The 18,423-nt window shown below is 68.7% G+C and carries 17 protein-coding genes; 11 read left to right on the forward strand and 6 right to left on the reverse strand.

Annotated features, from left to right (window positions below):
* The 3 genes from prsK to ACOTSS_RS06400 are packed head-to-tail and all read left to right on the forward strand — an operon-like array spanning position 1 to position 5,336.
* Positions 1–2,112, forward strand: a complete 2,112-nt coding sequence (gene prsK / locus ACOTSS_RS06390; RefSeq protein ID WP_448690672.1) for an XrtA/PEP-CTERM system histidine kinase PrsK — start codon at positions 1–3, stop codon at positions 2,110–2,112.
* Positions 2,112–3,491 (forward strand): PEP-CTERM-box response regulator transcription factor, encoded by a 1,380-nt coding sequence (gene prsR, locus ACOTSS_RS06395; protein ID WP_448690673.1) that lies wholly within the window; start codon positions 2,112–2,114, stop codon positions 3,489–3,491. Before prsK ends, prsR begins: the two co-directional genes overlap by 1 nt.
* Positions 3,492–5,336: a tetratricopeptide repeat protein gene (locus tag ACOTSS_RS06400; protein WP_448690674.1), complete on the forward strand. Its 1,845-nt coding sequence runs from the start codon at positions 3,492–3,494 to the stop codon at positions 5,334–5,336.
* A 48-nt stretch (positions 5,337–5,384) separates the two neighbouring features.
* Here ACOTSS_RS06400 and ACOTSS_RS06405 read toward each other — a convergent pair whose 3' ends face one another.
* The 4 genes from ACOTSS_RS06405 to ACOTSS_RS06420 all read right to left on the reverse strand — a co-directional run bounded on the left by ACOTSS_RS06405 (position 5,385) and on the right by ACOTSS_RS06420 (position 7,722).
* On the reverse strand, positions 5,385–5,975 hold the full coding sequence (locus ACOTSS_RS06405; RefSeq protein ID WP_448690675.1) for an OmpA family protein: 591 nt from the start codon (positions 5,973–5,975) through the stop codon (positions 5,385–5,387).
* Positions 5,972–6,547: a hypothetical protein gene (locus tag ACOTSS_RS06410; protein WP_448690676.1), complete on the reverse strand. Its 576-nt coding sequence runs from the start codon at positions 6,545–6,547 to the stop codon at positions 5,972–5,974. The genes ACOTSS_RS06405 and ACOTSS_RS06410 overlap by 4 nt, the downstream gene beginning before the upstream one ends.
* A gap of 174 nt (positions 6,548–6,721) precedes the next feature.
* Entirely contained in the window at positions 6,722–7,069 is a 348-nt protein-coding gene (locus ACOTSS_RS06415) for a GntR family transcriptional regulator (protein WP_448690677.1), read from the reverse strand.
* Positions 7,070–7,140: 71 nt separating this feature from the next.
* Entirely contained in the window at positions 7,141–7,722 is a 582-nt protein-coding gene (locus tag ACOTSS_RS06420) for a nitroreductase family protein (protein ID WP_448691300.1), read from the reverse strand.
* A gap of 167 nt (positions 7,723–7,889) precedes the next feature.
* Between ACOTSS_RS06420 and ACOTSS_RS06425 the strand changes: the two genes are divergently transcribed.
* From ACOTSS_RS06425 to ACOTSS_RS06450, 6 genes are all read left to right on the forward strand, one after another.
* The gene (locus ACOTSS_RS06425; RefSeq protein WP_448690678.1) at positions 7,890–9,734 is read left to right on the forward strand and encodes a peptide MFS transporter; all 1,845 of its coding nucleotides are present in this window, start codon (positions 7,890–7,892) and stop codon (positions 9,732–9,734) included.
* A gap of 14 nt (positions 9,735–9,748) precedes the next feature.
* Positions 9,749–11,149, forward strand: a complete 1,401-nt coding sequence (locus ACOTSS_RS06430) for an amidohydrolase (protein ID WP_448690679.1) — start codon at positions 9,749–9,751, stop codon at positions 11,147–11,149.
* Positions 11,146–12,447, forward strand: a complete 1,302-nt coding sequence (locus tag ACOTSS_RS06435; RefSeq protein ID WP_448690680.1) for an amidohydrolase family protein — start codon at positions 11,146–11,148, stop codon at positions 12,445–12,447. The genes ACOTSS_RS06430 and ACOTSS_RS06435 overlap by 4 nt, the downstream gene beginning before the upstream one ends.
* 10 nt (positions 12,448–12,457) lie before the next feature.
* A complete protein-coding gene (locus ACOTSS_RS06440) occupies positions 12,458–12,583 on the forward strand; it encodes a hypothetical protein (protein ID WP_448690681.1) in 126 nt (41 codons plus the stop codon).
* A gap of 124 nt (positions 12,584–12,707) precedes the next feature.
* Complete coding sequence (locus ACOTSS_RS06445; protein ID WP_448690682.1) at positions 12,708–13,409, forward strand: NnrU family protein; 702 nt, start codon at positions 12,708–12,710, stop codon at positions 13,407–13,409.
* Between the two features lie 4 nt (positions 13,410–13,413).
* Positions 13,414–13,968: a DUF1003 domain-containing protein gene (locus tag ACOTSS_RS06450; RefSeq protein WP_448690683.1), complete on the forward strand. Its 555-nt coding sequence runs from the start codon at positions 13,414–13,416 to the stop codon at positions 13,966–13,968.
* Between the two features lie 512 nt (positions 13,969–14,480).
* On the opposite strand, the gene ACOTSS_RS06455 is transcribed toward ACOTSS_RS06450, so the two are convergent.
* Both ACOTSS_RS06455 and ACOTSS_RS06460 read right to left on the reverse strand, forming a co-directional pair.
* Positions 14,481–15,476 (reverse strand): aldo/keto reductase, encoded by a 996-nt coding sequence (locus ACOTSS_RS06455; RefSeq protein ID WP_448690684.1) that lies wholly within the window; start codon positions 15,474–15,476, stop codon positions 14,481–14,483.
* Entirely contained in the window at positions 15,473–16,720 is a 1,248-nt protein-coding gene (locus tag ACOTSS_RS06460) for a dicarboxylate/amino acid:cation symporter (protein WP_448690685.1), read from the reverse strand. The genes ACOTSS_RS06455 and ACOTSS_RS06460 overlap by 4 nt, the downstream gene beginning before the upstream one ends.
* Before the next feature lie 121 nt (positions 16,721–16,841).
* On the opposite strand from ACOTSS_RS06460, the gene glmM reads away from it, so the two are divergent.
* A complete protein-coding gene (glmM, locus tag ACOTSS_RS06465; protein WP_448690686.1) occupies positions 16,842–18,182 on the forward strand; it encodes a phosphoglucosamine mutase in 1,341 nt (446 codons plus the stop codon).
* Positions 18,183–18,184: 2 nt separating this feature from the next.
* Positions 18,185–18,415, forward strand: coding sequence for a DUF1272 domain-containing protein (locus ACOTSS_RS06470; protein WP_448690687.1), 231 nt, complete (start codon positions 18,185–18,187; stop codon positions 18,413–18,415).
* The last annotated feature ends 8 nt before the right edge of the window (positions 18,416–18,423 follow it).

The raw sequence follows: 18,423 nt of genomic DNA on the forward strand, positions 1-18,423 counted from the left end.
GTGCCTGCGCTCGCCGCCCTGTCGGAGCTGCTCGCGACGCTCGCGCTGACGGGGTTCGCCGGCGTGACGCTGTGGCTGCTCAGCCGGCCGCGCGCGCGGATGCGGGCCCTGATGCCCGCGCCCGCGTGGCTGGTTGCCGCGGCAGGGGCGACGGCGATCTGGTGCCTGCTCGTCCATGCGTTCGGGCCGGGGTCGGCGCAGGCGCTCGCGGGGCGGGCGCTGCGCAATATCGGCTGGCTCGGCTGGCTCGGCGCGACCTTCTGGAGCGCGCGCGCGCCGATGTCGCGGCCGCTGCGGCTGATCCTGCGCCTGCTCGTCACATTCTGCGTCGTCGCGGCGGTCGGCGGCGGCGCGAGCTTCCTGCGCGCTGGGCTGGTGTCGGCCGAATGGATGGGCCCCGGCCTGGCGATCGTCGCGATGATCGCCGCGTCGGGCGGGCTGCTGCTCGTCGACAGCGGGGTGCGTCACGGCAGCGCGGGCCTCCGGATGCCGGTGCTCGCGGTCGCGGGCGGCTTTGCGATGCTGTGGGCCTATGAGCTCAACGTTCAGCTCATCGGCGCGCTGACCGGTGCGCCCGCGACGACGCTGATCCTGCTGCTGCCCGCCGTGGCGCTGTTGATCCTGCCGACCTTCGTCGTCGCGGCGATGGACGTGGGGCGCGAGCGGATGCGGCTGTCGCGCACCGCGGCGACGCGGACGATCCTGCTGCTCGGCGCCGCCGCCTATCTGGTGCTGATCGGGCTGACCGGCGCGGTCGCGCGGCTGGTCGGCGGCGATTATGGCGAGCTGGCGCAGGGGATATTCCTGCTCTTCGCGCTCGGCGCGGGGGGGCTGCTGTTCCTGTCGAGGCGCGCGCGCGCGTGGCTGGCGGTGATGATCTCGAAGCATTTCTTCGAGCATCGCTACGATTATCGCGCCGAATGGATGCGCTTCACCGCGACGCTCGGGCAGGCGGAGGACGGCGAGGGCGGGACGAACCTCCACCACCGCGTCGCCAAGGCGCTCGCCGAACTGACCGGCAGCCCGGGCGCGCTGCTGATGCTGCCCGACGCGCAGGGGACTTTCCGCGTCGCGGACCAGTGGCATTGGCCGGGCGGGGTCGAGGAGATGGCAGAGCTGCCGTTGCGCTGCGCCTTCGTGCTGCAGGAGACGCAGCATATCGTCGATCTCGACGCGGTGCGCCGCGGCGGCGCGGAGGCGGGCGACGACATGGCGATTCCCGGCTGGCTCGTCGCCGATGCGCGCGCCTGGGTCGTGGTGCCGGTGCTGCACTTCGGGCGAATGCTCGCGCTCGCGGTGCTGCACCGGCCACCGGTTTCGCGCGCGCTCGACTGGGAAGACCTCGACGTGCTGCGCATCGCGGGGCGCCAGGCGGCGAGCTACCTAGCCGAATCGCAGAGCCAGGCTGCGCTGTCGGAGGCGAAACGCTTCGATGAGTTCAACCGCCGCTTCGCCTTCATCATGCACGACATCAAGAATCTCGCGAGCCAGTTGTCGCTGCTCGCGCGCAATGCCGAACGGCACGCCGACAAGCCCGAATTCCGCGCCGACATGGTCGAGACGCTGAAGCTGTCGGCGGGGCGGCTGACGGGGCTGCTCGCCCGCCTCTCGCCGCGCGAGCGCGGCCGCGCGGCGGAGGCGGCGCGAACCTTCGTCGAACCCGTGCTCAACGATGTCGCGGCCCAGATGCGGCCGCGCGCGCCGCTCGTCGTCGGCTGCGCGACCGGGCTTGCCGCCTGGGCCGACGCGGCGGCGCTGCGCCAGATCGTCGAGCAGCTCGCGGCCAATGCGATCGACGCGTCGCCCGAGGGCGCGCCGGTGCAGCTGATCGCGGCGCGCGAGGCGGGGCGGGTGCGGATCGACATCCTCGACCAGGGCGCAGGGATGAGCCGCGCGTTCATTCAGGGCGAGCTGTTCAAGCCCTTTGTGTCGACCAAGGAGGCGGGCTTCGGGCTCGGCGCCTTCGAGGCGCTGCAACTCGCGCAGGCGATGGGCGGGACGATCGACGTGGCGAGCGAGCCGGGGAAGGGGAGCCGCTTCACGGTGTGGCTGCCGGTCGCGGGTGAGGACGGCGCAAGCGGCGCCGGGGACCAATGGATGAGGGTGGGATGATGACGAGCGACGGGACCGACGCGCCGCGCAAGCTGCTGGTGGTCGAGGACGATCCGGGGCTGCAGACGCAGCTCAAATGGGCGTATGAGGATTATGAGGTGCTGATCGCGGGCGACCATGACCGCGCGATCGAGCTGCTGCGCGCCGAGGAACCGGCGGTGGTGACGCTCGACCTCGGCCTGCCGCCCGACCCCGACGGCACCCGCGAGGGTTTTCGCGTGCTGGGCGCGATCCTCGAGGCCAAGCCCGATACCAAGGTCATCGTCGTGTCGGGGCACGGCGAGCGCGCGAGCGCGCTGACCGCGATCGCGAACGGCGCCTGGGATTTCTACCAGAAGCCGATCGACATCGACGAGTTGGGGCTGATCGTCCGGCGCGCCTTCCACGTGCGCGCGCTGGAGGTCGAAAATGCGCGGCTCGCCGAAGCGGGCGCGAGCGACAACCGCGTGCTCGGCGGGATGATCACCGGCGCGCCCGAGATGCTGAAGGTCGCACGCACGATCGAACGCGTCGCCGATCTCGACGTCAGTGTGATGCTGCTCGGCGCGAGCGGCACCGGCAAGGAACTGCTCGCGCGCGGACTGCACGAGGCGAGCGCGCGGCGCGACGGGGCGTTTGTCGCGATCAATTGCGCCGCGATTCCCGAAACCCTGCTCGAAAGCGAATTGTTCGGGCACGAGAAGGGGGCGTTCACCGGCGCGGTCAAGACGACCGAGGGCAAGATCGAGCTGGCGCACGGCGGCACCCTGTTCCTCGACGAGGTCGGCGATATCCCGCTGCCCTTGCAGGTCAAGCTGCTGCGCTTTTTGCAGGAGCGGACGATCGAGCGGATCGGGGGGCGCAAGCCGATCGCGGTCGACACGCGGATTGTCTGCGCGACGCACCGCGACCTCGATGCGATGATCGCGGGCGGGAGCTTTCGCGACGATCTTTACTACCGGCTCGCCGAGATGGTGGTGAAGATTCCGTCGCTTGCCGAGCGGCCGGGCGACGCGGTGCTGCTCGCGCGGCACTTCCTCCACCATTATGCGCCCCAGATGAACCCCGGCGTGCGCGGCTTCGCGCCCGACGCGCTGCAGGCGATCGACGCGGGACGCTGGCCGGGCAATGTTCGCGAACTGGAAAACCGCATCAAGCGCGCGGTGATCATGGCCGACGGCAAGCTGGTCACCAAGGACGACCTCGACCTGTCGGCGGCGGAAGCGGGCGAAGAGGCCGACTGGCTCAACCTGCGCAGTGCGCGCGAGGCGGCCGACCGCGTCGCGATCCGCCGCGCGATGACGCAGAGCGAGGGCAATATCTCGGCCGCCGCCAAGCTGCTCGGGATCAGCCGCCCGACGCTCTACGACCTGCTCAAGCAATATCGGATGCAGGCCTGAATGACCCTGGGACGCGTCTGGATGGGCACGCTGCTGATCGCGGCGGTGCTGGCCGGATGCGACGGGCCGCGGCCGATGGGCGGGCGCGAGGCGCTCGAACAGCGGCGTGCCGAATTGCAGGACATGGTTGCCGGCGACCCCCAGGCAGTCGAGGCGCGGGTCGAACTCGCGCGCATAGCCCTTCGCCTCCGCGACGGGGTGGCGGCCGAAGCCGTGGTGAAGGCGGCGCTCGCGGCGGGCGGGCGCGCGGAGGTGCTCCGTCCGCTGCTCGCGCGCGCCTATGCGTTGCAGGGAGACGGCGAGCGGGCCCTGCAGACGCTCGGTGCGGCGCCGGTCGCGCCCGAGGTCGCGGGCGAGGCGGCATGGGTCGCAGGTGAGGTTCATCTGGCGGACGGCGATCTCGGCGCGGCGCGCGAGGCGTTCGACCGCGCGGTGCGCGAACTGCCGCGCGACGCGGCGCTGTGGGTCGACGTCGCGCGCTTCCGCGACGCCAATGCCGATGCGACGGGCGCGCGCGATGCGGTCGATTATGCGATCGAACTCGATCCCGCGAACGGGGATGCGCTCGCGCTCAAGGCCAATCTGGTGCGCGCGCGCGAGGGGATGACCGCCTCGCTGCCCTGGTACGAGAAAGCACTCGCCGCCGACCCCGACAATGCCGGGGCGCTGATCGACCAGGCCGCGACCTTCGGCGACCTCGGCCGCTATCGCGATATGCTGACGGCGCTGCGCCACGCCGCGACGATCGTTCCGGGCGATCCGCGCCTCTATTATCTGCAGGCGGTGCTCGCGGCGCGCGCCGACGATTATCAGCTCGCGCGCAGCTTGCTCCAGCGCTCGCGCGGGCAGATGGACGAGGAGCCGGGCTTCATGCTGCTGAGCGCGGTGGTCGAGCTCGAACTCGGCGGCGAGGCGGTCTCGGCGACCTGGGCCGAGCGGCTGCTGACCGAACAACCGCACAACGGGGCCGCGCGGCGCATCCTCGCCGCGGCGAACTGGGCCGACGGCGACGCCGAGGGTGCGGCGGAGGCGCTGGCGCCGATCGTCGCCCGGAGCGATGCCGACAGCTGGTCGCTGCTGCTCGCGGCGCGTGTCGCCGCCGAGCAGGGCGATCGCCGCGCTTCGGCCGCCTATCAGGCGCGCGCGGCGGCGCTGACGCGCGGCGACGCGGCGCCTTTCGCGGTCGACGACCGTTATGGGCTGGTGACGATGGCCGCCGACGCGGCGCCGCTCGATCCGGCGAAGGCGATCCCTGCCATCTCGGCCGACATCGCGAGCGGCCGCATGCAAAGCGCGATCGCGCGCGCCCTGGCATTGCGCGACGCCAATCCGGGGGTCGCCGACGCGCATATCCTGCTCGGCGATGCGGCGCTGGCCGACGGCCGCTTCGACATGGCGGTCGGCGCCTATCGCAAGGCGCGCGACCTCGACGCCGGCGAGCGCACGACGCTGCGGCTCGCCAACGCGCTCTATCGCGCCGGCGACCCCGCGGGGTCGGGCGCGGCGATTCTGGCGCTGCGCGACAGCCAGCCGTCGAGCGTCGCCGCCGACCGGCTCGCCGGGCACCTCGCGATGGACCTCAAGCATTGGGACCAGGCGATCCGGCATTTCGAGCGGGTGCGCCGGCGGATCGGCAACCGCGACGTCGTGGTGCTGCGCGAACTCGCGCGCGCCTGGGCGGCGAAGGGGCAGCCGAAGCGCGCGCTGCCGCTGATCGCGCTCGCCTATCGGCTGCAGCCGCTGAACGCCGAGATCATGGGGATTTATGCCGACCTGCTCGACGGGCAGGGCGACGGCCAGGCGGCAGCGGATTTGCGCGACAAGGCGGCGCAGATCGGGCGGTAGGGCGGCAGATCCGATCCGCCGTTCACCAGCGCGGCGCGGCGCCGGACATCATGGCCCCTGTGTCGGCACGATCACCTCGACCCGGCGGTTCCGGGCGCGCCCGGCCGGGTCGTCGGTGCCATCGGCGGTCTCGTTGGGTGCGATCGGCGCGGTTTCGCCCTGACCCGATACCCGGAATTCGCGCTGCCGAACCCCGACTTGCTGACGAAACCAGTCCGCGACCGTCTTCGCCCGCGCTTCGGAGAGCGTCTGGTTATAGGCGTCGTCGCCCTTGCTGTCGGTATGGCCGATGACGTGAATTGCGCCGGGAGGGCTCTGGGCGATCAGCTTCGCCGCCTTGCGCAGTTCGGTTTCGGCCGCCTGCGTCAGCGCCGACTTGTCATATTCGAACAGCGCGTCGGACGGCAGATCGATGACCGTACCCATGTCGGTGATGCGGGTGTCGAGCCCGCTGACCGTGCCGGAGAGCGGGCTGACCTTTGCGGAAAGTCCGGGCTTGGCAGCCGGCGTCGATCCGGCAGCGGATGCGCCCGACGGCACCGATTGCGGCTGCTCCCCGGTGGCATCTTCCGGTACGCCGGCGGAGCAGGCGGCGATCGACACCGCCAGGCCCGTCGACAACAGGAGCGCGCGCCTCATCGCTGGATGGGCACCCCGTCAAAGGGCGCGATACTGGGCAAGGTGAGCGAGATGGTCTTGCTGGTCGCCGGTGGCGCCGGAAATTTTGCCCATATGACGCCGGGGTTCTTGGTGCAATCGACCGACATGCTGTGGTTTTCAGCATTGCCGATGGTGCTCAGGTTCGACACCATCGCATTGCCCTCAGCGTCCTTGAGCACGCCGATGCGCTGCGACGTGGCGTCGTCGATCACGCTGATCTGGCTGACGCGAAGCGATTCCGTCTGATATTTCTCCGCGCTCGAACAGCGCAGCGTGACGGTCAATATATCGCCCGTCACCTTGGCGGAGAGCAGATCGACTTGCGACCCGTCCGGCCCCGGCTGCGACTGGATGACGGTCGCGGCGGGCATCGGGACGACCGGCGGGCCCTGCGGCAGCTCCGCTCCGGCGTCCTCGCGCGTGACCCCGCCCGTTTCGGCGGTGGCCGTGCCGTCCGCCTTGCTCTTGTCTTCCTTCACCGTGCAGGCCCCCAGCGCCAGCGCCAGCGCCAGCGTCGCGGCGCAGGCCAGTGTAAGCATTTTCAATCGCATGAAATTCTCCCGGACACGCATCGCGCTGAAATACGCGCGGGTGCACGGAAAGGTTCCTCGTCGCGCGCCGCGTCTGTGGGGCTGCGACTGGGGGAGATGTCGGGACGAGGAAGGAGCGTTGATTGCGCGCGCGTTACGATGACCGGAACGGCCGGCGTCGAAGCGGAACCCGCTTCAGGCCTCGGTCAGGTCGAGCAGGGTCCGCGCGTCGAGCCCGATGCGGCGTATCTGCTGGGCGACGGGGGGCCAGATGTTGGTCAGGAAATCCTCGCGCATCAGGTCGCGCAGCCGGTCGGTCGCGCCCGCCGCGACGAACATGCCGACCCCGCGCTTGACCGTGACCAGCCCTTCGTCCTGGAAGGTCTGATAGGCCTTGGCGACGGTGAGCGGGTTCGCGCCTTCTTCGGCGGCGAGCGAGCGTACCGAGGGCAGCATGTCGCCGTCGCGATAGGTGCCGTCGAGAATGGCGTTGGCGATCACGTCGCGCAGGCGCTGGTACACGGGTTTGGTCTGATCGAGCATGCCGCCTTAATGCCATAAGACAGCAGCACAGTCAAATCGCGATCATTGCTCCGTGAGGCAATCTGGCGAAATTATATGTCCCAAGCCCTCACCACATCGTCATATTCTGGCCGCGGCCGTTCCTTGAGCGGTTCGCCTGGCGTGCCGAAGAAGAAATAGCCGGTGATCCGGTCGCCCTCGCCGACGCCGAAGGCGGCCGCGACCTCGGGGCTGTAGGCGGCCCAGCCGGTGAGCCAGCTACCCACGAAACCATGCGCGTGCGCGGCGTGAAGCAGGTTCATGCCGACCGCGCCCGCCGACATCTGCTGTTCCCAGACCGGGATCTTCGCGCCCGGCACCGGCGTCGAGATCAGCACGAGTAGCGTCGGCGCCTGATGTGCGAACTGGTCGAGCGCCGACAGGTCCATCCCCGCTGCGCCGGGATTCTCGGCGACCCAGGCGCGTTTGAGCAGGCTCGAAAAGGCTTCGCGTTGCTCGTCGGCGACGGTTATGATGCGCCACGGCGCGAGCTTGCCATGGTCGGGGGTGCGCAGCGCGAGGCCGATGATGTCGCGCAATTGCGCAGCGTCGGGACCGGGCGCGACCATGTCGCGCGCCTTGCCCGAGCGACGGGTGGCGAGGTGCGAGCGGAGCGAGGAGGTGTCGTTGAACATGCGGCGCATGTGGCTCTTTTGCGAAGCCTTCGCAAGAGTGCGTTACGCCCGCCAACCGGTTTCATGCGCAATTAGATTCTTCCATTGCGCAATTTTCGCGCTAGGTTGGCCGGATATATGCGGCGCACGGCTGCAAACGACATGACGCGACAAGGGGACGCATTCGCATGAAAGACATGAGCCTTTGGGACGGGGGCGACTGGACCTTCGTCATCGCCTTGGTGGTATTGGGCGCGTTCCTGACCATCGGCGCGCTGATCGCCGGGGGCCGGAAGCCCGAGTTCGCCGGCCACCCCAAGGGCCTCTACATGCTCTTCTTCGCCGAGATGTGGGAGCGTTTCTCCTACTATGGCATGCGCGCGCTGCTGATCCTCTACCTGACGCAGCACTGGCTGTTTTCCGACGGCAAGTCGAACCTGATCTATGGGGCCTACACCAGCCTCGTCTACATCACCCCGGTGCTCGGCGGCTATCTCGCCGACCGCTATCTGGGGCAGCGCAAGGCGGTGCTGTTCGGCGGCGTCCTGCTCGCCTTCGGCCATCTGTTCATGGCTTTCGAGGGAGTCGGCGGTCAGGACGACCCGACGATCAACATCTTCTGGCTGGCGCTCGCGCTGATCATCGTCGGATCGGGCTTCCTGAAGGCGAATATCTCGGTGATGGTCGGGCAACTCTATCGCCTGACCGACATGCGCCGCGATGCCGCCTACACCATCTTCTATATGGGGATTAATTCGGGCGCCGCGATCGGCACGATCCTCGTCGGCTATCTGGGGCAGAAGATCGGCTGGGCCTATGGCTTCGGGCTGGCCGGCATCGGCATGATCGCCGGCCTGATCGTCTTCGTGCTGGGCAAGAAGGTGCTGCTCGGCGCGGGCGAGGCGCCGGCGCCGCTGAGCCGGCAAAAGGAATGGACGCTCTATGGCACCGGCCTTGCCGCCGTGCTCGTGATGTGGGGCCTCATCCAGTATCAGGACGTCATCGAGAACCTGCTGCTCGTGTCAGGGACATTGCTTCTCGTCTATGTCGCCGCAGTCGCGGCGCTGCAGCTCCCTTACGGCAAGATGGCCAGCGCGCCCGGCGACAGCCGCGCCATCCTTATCGCGGGCATGGCCGCGATGCTGTTCCTGCCGCTGTCGAACGCGCTCGGCCTGCCGCTGTCGGACGATGGCGCCAGGATCATGGGCCTGACCGTCGCGCAACTTATCTATGTCGTCGGCATGCTCGTGGTGCTGGCGGGGCTAGCGATCGAGAAGTTCCGCATCGAGCATCATGCGCGCGACCGCATCTATGCGATCCTGTTCCTGATCGGGCTCAACCCGCTGTTCTGGGGTCTGTTCGAACAGGCGGGCGGCAGCTTCAACCTCTACACCGACCGCTATGTCGATATCGGTTCGGTGCCGGCGTCGCTGTTCCAGTCGATCAACCCGATCTACATCATCATCTTCGCCCCGTTCTTCGCGGCGCTGTGGCAGCTTCTCGGCAAGCGCGGGCTCGAGCCGTCGGCGCCTGCCAAGTTCGCGCTGGCGCTCGCGCAGGTCGGGCTCGGCTTCCTCGTCTTCGTCTGGGGCGCGCGCAGCGTCGGACCCGAGGCGCTGACGCCGGTGATCTTCGTCTTCCTGCTCTATCTGCTCCACACCACGGGCGAGCTCTGCCTGTCGCCCGTGGGGCTCAGCGCGATGAACCGGCTCGCGCCGTCGTTCATGGCGTCGCTGATCATGGGCGCCTGGTTCTACATGACCGCGGTCGGCAATTTCGTCGCCGGCAAGATCGGCGAGGCGACCGGCGGCGAGAGCGGCGAGATGACCAAGGAGGCGACGCTCGCCATCTATAACGAGATCGGCTGGATCACGCTGGGGGTCAGCGTCGTCGTGCTGGCGCTGTCGCCGATCGTGAAGAAGTGGATGCACCTCGACACGCTGCGCGACCGCGAGGACGATATCGCCGGATCGAGCGAGCTCGGCGAGGCGCAGGCCGCGGGCGTCCACCCCGAACCCAAGCCCGCGACCTGATCGTGCGGCGGGGGATGAAAGGCGGCCTGCTCGCCGCCGTATCGCTGGCGTTCGCGGGCTGCGCCGCGGCCGGGCAGGACGCGAAGCCGGCGAGCGATGCGCCGCCGCCGGCCGAGAAGAAGGCCGAGCGGTTCAGCAAGGATCCCTATCCGTCGACCTATCACGCCTACCCCGGCCGCGTCACCGCGGTGCGCGGCGTGACGGTCTTTGACGGCGAGGGCGGGCGGATCGACAATGGCACGGTGGTGCTCGCCGAGGGCAAGGTCGCGAGCGTCGGCGGCGCCGACCTGCCGATCCCCGCCGACGCGGCGGTCGTCGACGGGACGGGCAAATATCTGACCCCCGGCGTGATCGACGTCCACAGCCACCTTGGCGACTATCCGACCCCCAGCGTCGACGCGCACGACGACGGCAACGAGGCGACGAGCCCGACGACGCCCGAGGTGTGGGTCGAGCACAGCGTCTGGCCGCAGGACCCCGGCTTCACCCGCGCGCTCGCCAATGGCGGGATCACGACGCTGCAGATCCTTCCGGGCAGCGCGAACCTGATCGGCGGCCGCTCGGTGGTGCTGAAGAATGTGCCGGCGCGCACGGTTCAGGGAATGAAATTCCCCGGCGCCCCCTATGGGCTGAAGATGGCGTGCGGCGAGAATCCCAAGCGCGTCTATGGCGGCAAGGGGCGGATGCCCTCGACCCGCATGGGCAATTTCGCGGTCGATCGCGCGACCTGGGCGAAGGCGGCGGCGTACAAGAAGAAGCTCGACGAGGGGAAGGCGGTCGACCGCGACCTCGCCATGGAAACGCTCGCCGGGGTGTTGTCGGGCGAGATTCTCGTCCACAATCATTGCTACCGCGCCGACGAAATGGCGCTCGTCATCGATATGGCCCGCGAGTTCGGATACAAGGTGACGGCGTTCCACCACGCGGTCGAAGCCTACAAGATCGCCGACCTTCTGGAGAAGGAAGGCATTTGCGCCGCGATGTGGGCCGACTGGTGGGGCTTCAAGATGGAGGCCTATGATTCGGTGCCCGAGAATATCGCGCTGGTGAACCGCGCGGGCGCCTGCACCATCGTCCATTCGGATGACGAGAACCAGATCCAGCGGCTCAATCAGGAAGCGGCGAAAGCGCTCGCCGCCGGGCGCCGGATGGGAATGCAGATCAGCGACGAGCAGGCGTGGACCTGGCTGTCCTACAATCCCGCGAAGGCGCTGGGCATCGCCGACAGGACCGGCAGCCTGAAGCCGGGCAAGATGGCCGACGCGGTGCTGTGGAACGGCAATCCCTTCAGCGCCTATACGCGCCCCGAAAAGGTGTGGATCGACGGCGCGCTGCTGTTCGACGCGATGGACCCGAAGCGGCGCCCGGTGAGCGATTTCGAGCTGGGCCAGCCGGGCGAGGGGGACGTGAAATGATCCGCGCGCTGATGCTTTCTGCCGCCGCGCTGCTCGCGTTGCCCGCCTCCGCGCAGGATGTCGCGATCGTCAACGCGACGCTCGTCATCGGCGACGGCAGCGCGCCGATCGAGGGCGGCTCGGTGATCGTTCGCGGCGGCAAGGTCGTCGCGGCGGGCGACGGGGTGGTCGTTCCCGCGGGGGTGGAGCGCGTCGACGCCGGGGGCCATTATGTCACCCCGGGCCTCGTCGCCGCGTTCAGCCGCGTCGGGCTGACCGAGGTCGACGCGGTCGGCGGCACCAACGACCGCTCGGCGCCGCGCACGCGCTTTTCGGCGGGGCTCGACATCGCCCCGGCGCTCAATCCGATGGGATCGCCGATCGCGGTGAACCGCGCCGCGGGCGTCACCCGCGCGATCGTCGCGCCGGGCGGCAGCAGCAATCTGTTCGCGGGCCAGGGCGCGGTCGTCGACCTCGCCGACGACATGGACATGGTGACGCGCGCGCGCGCGCTGCAGTTCGTCGCGTTCGGCGAGGCGGGGTCGGCGAAGGCGGGCGGCAGCCGTGCCGCGACCTTCCTTCTGTTCCGCGAGCAATTGCTCGCGGCGCGCAGCTATGCGCGTAATCCCGCCGTGCTCGCCGAATGGGGCAATGACGCGATGATCCAGCGCGCCGACGCCGATGCGCTGGTGCGGGTGATCGACGGCGCGACGCCGCTCTTCGTCCGCGTCGACCGCGCCGCCGACATCGTCAACGTGCTGAAGCTGAAGCAGGATTTTCCCGCGCTGAAGCTCGTGCTCGTCGGCGCGACCGAGGGCTGGATGGTGGCGCGCGAGATCGCCGCGGCCAAGGTGCCGGTGCTGGTGTCGCCGCTGACCGATCTGCCGGGGAGCTTCGAGCGGCTCGGGGCGACCCAGTCGAACGCCGGGCGGATGAAGGCGGCGGGGATCGACGTCGCGGTCGGCGTGTTCGACGACGACGACGCGCATAAAATGGGCTATGCGACGCAATATGCAGGCAATCTGGTCGGGCTGACCAAAATGCCGGGCGCGAGCGGGCTGAGCTGGGATCAGGCCTTCGCCTCGATCAGCAGCGCCCCGGCGCGCGCGGTGGGCATGGACGGCCAGATCGGGTCGTTGCGGCCCGGCCGCGCCGGCGACGTGGTGATCTGGGACAAGGATCCGCTCGAGCTCGGCAGCCGCCCGACCGCGATCTGGATCGACGGCAAGCGCCAGTCGCTGACGACGCGGCAGGACCGGCTGCGCGACCGCTACGCCGATCCGGTGGAAGGCGCGCTGCCGAACGCCTATGACTGGTGAAGGGAGGGCAATGCCGGGCGAAGACGTGATGGGCGGACCCGCCGCCGATTCCGGACGAACCCTTGCCATTCCCGGCTTCGTCATGCTGAACTCGTTTCAGCATCCATGGCCGGAGTTCTCCATCCGCGCCGCGTGATATTCGAGGGCAGGCCATGGACCCTGAAACAAGTTCAGGGTGACGAGGGTTAGGCGAATGGACGTTGCTGGAGAATGAGCGGTTGCTGCTCGGGATGAGCGGAGATTGATGGCAGGAGAGCATCGTGCAACCCATGTCGCTTTTGATCGTGACCTGCATCCTGTTCGTGGGGTCGCACCTGTTGCTGTCGCACCCGCTGCGCGCGCCGCTCGCGGGGCGGATGGGCGAGCGGCCGTTCCAGATCGTCTATTCGGTGGTCGCGATCGCGACGCTGGTGCTGGTCGTCCAGGCGTGGCGCGGGATGCCGCCCGAACCGCCGCTATGGGCCGCTGGCGATGCCCTGTGGGCGCTCGCCTCGCTGATCGTGCTGCTGGCGAGCATCCTCTTCATGGGTTCGCTGATCGGCAACCCCGCGCTCCCCGCGCCCGGCGCCGCCTTCGCCGCGCAGGGCGCGCCGCGGGGTGTCTATGCGATCACGCGCCATCCGATGATGTGGGGCTTCGCGCTGTGGGCGCTCGCGCACGCGCTCGTCATGCCGACCGGCGCCCAGATGGTGCTGTCGGCGACCATCGCCTTCCTCGCGCTCGTCGGGGCGGCGGGGCAGGATGGGAAGAAAGCGCGGCTGATGGGCGACGCGTGGCGCCACTGGGCGGCGCGGACGAGCTTCGTGCCCTTCGCGCGCCAGCTCAGCGGCATGACGCCGTGGGGCGATACCATCCCGCGGCTGCATGCCCTGTTCGGCGGCACCGCGGTCTGGCTCGCCGCGACCTGGGCGCATGGCGCGCTGGGCTATATGGCGGCGGGCGTCTGGCGCTGGATCGGCTAGGCCGATGAACCGCGACGAGCAGATTTCGGACCTGTCGCTGCGGCTGCTCGGCTGCCCCTACGACGATCTCGACGCGGGCGAACAGCGCGTCATCCGCGCCATCGCCGAACGCGCGCCGACGAGCCGCGACGTCGGGGCCGACGCCGAGGACCCGACGACGCGCCCCAGCCTCGGCGCCCGGCTCGCCGACAAGGTCGCCGCGGTCGGCGGGTCGTGGGGCTTCATCATCGGCTTTTCGCTGGTGCTCTTCGCGTGGATGCTGATCAATTCGAAGGCGCTCGAGCATCTGGGGCTGACCTTCGATCCCTATCCCTTCATCTTCCTCAACCTGATGCTGTCGATGCTCGCGGCCATCCAGGCGCCGGTGATCATGATGAGCCAGAACCGGCAGGCGGCGAAGGACCGGCTGACCGAGAAACTCGATTACGAGATCAACCTGCGCGCCGAGCTGGAGATCATGCGGCTGCACGAGAAAATCGACCAGATGCGGATCAGCGAACTGGCGGATAAGGTCGACGCGCTGTGCGCGCGGATGGAGAGGGGGGATTCAGGGGAGTAGGGTTTTGGAGGGGATGTCGGGTTTTTGGAAAGCTGCCGTTCAAAATCACGTCATGCTGAACTTGTTTCAGCCTCCATGGCCAGACCTCTCGTTCGATGCCGCGTCGAAGTAAACGGCAGGCCATGGACCCTGAAACAAGTTCAGGGTGACGATGGTGAAATGGCTGCAACCGGTCGTTTTGGGTCTTCGTCATCCCGGACTTGATCCGGGATCCATTCACGCAGCGCTCGAGCTAATGGATCCCGGATCAAGTCCGGGATGACGATGTAGGATAAGTCTGCTTCCGGCCGTTAGCTGCCATAGAGGCCGGATCGATCGCGAATGTCCGAATTGGGGTGGGAAGCGGACGTTTCCATTCCATTGTGTGCCCCGGCGAAAGCCGGGGTCCAGGGCGATAAAAAGCTAGGGATGCGCGACGAAGCCCTGGGCCCCGGCTTTCGCCGGGGTACACGTCGGATATGGCAGCAACCGGTCGAAAACCGCCGTCCCTCCCCAAAACCCCGCGAACTCCCCTAAATCCGCACCATCCGCATGCCCTGCTCGCCATAGCGCGGGCCGCTCGTCCCGCCGCGCGGGGCAGCCGCTTCGATCGCGGCGAGATCGTCGGCGGTCAGGGTGACGTCGGCGGCGGCGACGCTGTCCTCCATCGTCGCGCGGCGCTTGGTGCCGGGGATGGGGGCGATGTCGTCGCCCTGCGCCAGCAGCCAGGCGAGCGCGACCTGCGCGTTCGAAACGCCGTGCTTCGCCGCGACGCCGGCGATCGCATCGACGATCGCGAGGTTGGCGGGCAGATTCTCCTCCGAATAGCGCGGGTCGTTCCGCCGCCAGTCATGCTCGGGAAGCTCGTCGCGGCTGCGGATCGTGCCGGCGAGGAAACCGCGGCCGAGCGGCGAATAGGGGACGAAGCCGATGCCGTTCTCGCGGCAGACGCCCAGGATTTCCTCTTCGACGTCGCGCTCCCAGATCGAATATTCGCTCTGCAGCGCGGTGATCGGCGCCGCCCTGGCGGCGCGGCGCAGCGTGTCGGGGCCGGCTTCGGACAGCGCGATGTGGCGGACCTTGCCTTCCCTGACCAGCTCCATCATGCCGCCGACCGTCTCCTCGATCGGCACCGACGGGTCGACGCGGTGCTGATAGAAGAGGTCGATCGTGTCGATGCCGAGCCGCTGGAGCGAGCCTTCGCACGCGCGGCGTGCGTTGGCGGGCGATCCGTCGACGCCGATGATCTGCTTGCCGTCGAATTTGAAACCGAACTTGGTCGCGATGACGAGGCCATCGCGCTTGCCGCGGATCGCCTGCCCGAGCAGTTCCTCGTTGGCGAAGGGGCCATAGATTTCGGCGGTGTCGAAGAAGGTGACGCCGAGGTCGATCGCGCGGTGGATGGTGCGCGTCGCCTCGTCCATGTCGGCGGCTTCGCCATAAAGGATATTGCCCCCCTTGATCATCGGCATGCAGCCGATGCCGATCGCCGATACCTGAAGGCCGTGGCCGAGCGTGCGATATTTCATGGCGTTTCTCCTGCCTGTTCGTCCGCGATCCCGTCGGCGGCATATTTGGTGGCGGCGACGTCGGCGACGACATTGCCCAGCGTACGCCAGATATCGGGAAAAGTCTCGACCGCGACCAGCAGGCCGAGCGGCGCGACGGGGACACCCATCGACACCGCGATCGGCGCGATCGAGGTGACGAAGCTGATCGATCCGGGCAGGCTGACCGAGCTCAGCGCCGCGGCGATGGCGACGCCGAGGCCTACCGCCATCTCCCATGGGGTCAGCTCGATGCCGAACAGCCAGGCGATATAGACGACGACCGCAAGGTTCATCGCGGGGCTGGTGAAGCGGAACAGAGCGACCGCCAGCGGCAGGACGATGTCGGCCTTCTTGGGGTCGACCCCCAGTTCCTCGGTCGCGCGGAGCATCGCGGGAAGGCAGGCGAGCGAGCTCTGGGTGGAGAGCGCGACCGCGAGCGTCGGCACCATCGCGCGCACGAAGCGCGGCGGCGCGACCCCGACGACGATCCAGGCGAGCAGCAGCCCGAGGAGGACGCAGCACACGCCGATGCCCGACACGATCAGCACATAGTGAAGCAGGCCGCCAAAGGCCGCCACACCCGCCTTGATCGCGAGCGCATAGCCGAGCGCGAAGACGCCGATGGGCGCGAGCGCGAGTACCCAGCCGATCACGACCAGCATCGTGTCGCCCAGCGCCCTGAACAGGCCCGACAGGCTGGCGCGCTGCTCGGGCGCGATGCGCGTCATCGCGAAGGCGAAGATGGTGGTGAAGATGATCAGCGGCAGCACGGTGGTCTCGGCCGCCGCCGCGATCGGGTTGGCGGGGATCAACCCGAGCACGAAGTCGGCGAAGGTCGGCGAGGGCGGCGCCTCGGTGGTGCCGCCGAGCCCGCTGCGCAAGGCCGCCGCCGCCGCGTCCGACAGCGGAAACAGCCGCAGCAGCAGCGGCGTCGTCAGCAGCGACATCAGCCCGGTGAGGAAGATCGCGCCGAGGAAGATGGCGACCGCGCGCGCGGCGAGCGTGCCCGCGCGCGCTGCGTCGGCGGTCGCGGTGATACCGGTGACGAGCAGCGCGACGATCAGCGGGATGATCGTCATCGTCAGCGCCTTCAGCCAGAGCAGGCCGATGGTCTCGACGAAGGGCAGCGACGCGCCGGCGAAGCGGGGCGCAAGCGTTTCCACGCCCACTCCCAGCAGCATTCCGACGACCAGCGCCGAGAGGATGATCCATGCGGATTTCACGTTCAAATTCCCCGGGCAGTCGCTGGCCTGCTTGCCAAGCAAAAATGGGTGACCTAGGGCCATCCCGGGGGTGCCGGGGCAAGCTCTTGTCCTGATGTTCGGCTTAAGTAGCAGAGGTGCCATGCGCAAGTTTTTCGGAACCGACGGTATCCGCGGGATGACGAACGAGATTCCGATGACAGCCGAGGTGGCGATGCGCGTCGGGATGGCGGCCGGCGCCCATTTCCTGCGCGGCACGCACAAGCACCGCGTCGTGATCGGCAAGGACACGCGCCTTTCGGGCTATATGCTCGAGAACGCGCTCGTCGCGGGCTTCACCAGCGTCGGCATGGACGTGGTCCAGGTCGGCCCGATGCCGACGCCGGCCGTGGCGATGCTGACGCATTCGATGCGCGCCGACCTGGGGGTGATGATATCGGCGAGCCACAACCCCTTTCACGACAATGGGATCAAGCTGTTCGGTCCCGACGGCTACAAGCTGTCCGACGAGGACGAGGCGCAGATCGAATTGCTGCTCGCGCAGCAGCCCAGGCTTGCGGCGCCGGCGCAGATCGGGCGCGCCAAGCGGATCGAGGACGCGCGCGGCCGCTATATCCACGCGGTCAAGCAGAGCCTGCCCGAATCGGCGCGGCTCGACGGGCTGAAGATCGTCGTCGATTGCGCCAATGGCGCCGCCTACAACAGCGCGCCGACGGTGTTCTGGGAACTGGGCGCCGATGTGGTCGCGGTCGGGGTCGAGCCCAACGGGGTGAACATCAACGACCGCTGCGGCTCGACCGCGCCGGGGCTTTTGCAGGAAACCGTCGTCGCGAGCGGCGCCGACATCGGCATCGCGCTCGACGGCGACGCCGACCGGCTGATCGTGGTCGATGAAAAAGGCGCGATCGTCGACGGCGACCAGATCATGGGATTGATCGGCGCGAGCTGGGCGCGGCAGGGGCGGCTGAAAGGGGGCGGCGTCGTTGCGACGGTGATGTCGAACCTTGGCCTCGAACGCTTTCTGGAGGGCGAGGGGCTGCGGCTCGAGCGCACCAAGGTCGGCGACCGCTATGTGCTCGAACGGATGAAGAGCGGCGGCTTCAACGTCGGCGGCGAACAGTCGGGGCACATGATCCTGTCCGACCATGCGACGACCGGCGACGGAACCCTCGCCGGGCTCCAGGTGCTCGCCGAGCTGGTGACGTCGGGCAAGCCCGCGAGCGAGCTGCTCCACCAGTTCGACCCGGTGCCGCAGCTTTTGAAAAATGTGCGCTTCAAGGGCGGCAAGCCGCTCGACGACGCGCAGGTCCAGGCGGCGATCGCCGACGGGGAGGGCGCGCTCGACGGCCGCGGCCGCCTCGTCATCCGCGCCTCGGGCACCGAACCCGTGATCCGCGTGATGGCCGAGGGCGACGACGCCGGCGAGGTCGAGCGGGTCGTTGACATGATCTGCGACGCAGTGCGCGTCGCCGCAGGAGAATAGACATGCTGGAAATGCGACCCGATTGCGAACGCTGCGGACGCGCTCTGCCCGCCGACATCCACGGCGCCTTCATCTGCTCGTTCGAGTGCACCTTCTGCGCCGATTGCGCCGACAAGCTCGACGAGCGTTGCCCCAATTGCGGCGGCGACCTGCTCGACCGCCCGCTGCGCGAAGGCGCGGCGCTGGCGAAGTTCCCCGCGTCGACCGAGCGGCGGCATCCGGGCGCGCGATGACATCTTTG

This window comes from Sphingopyxis sp. NJF-3, assembly GCF_053514865.1.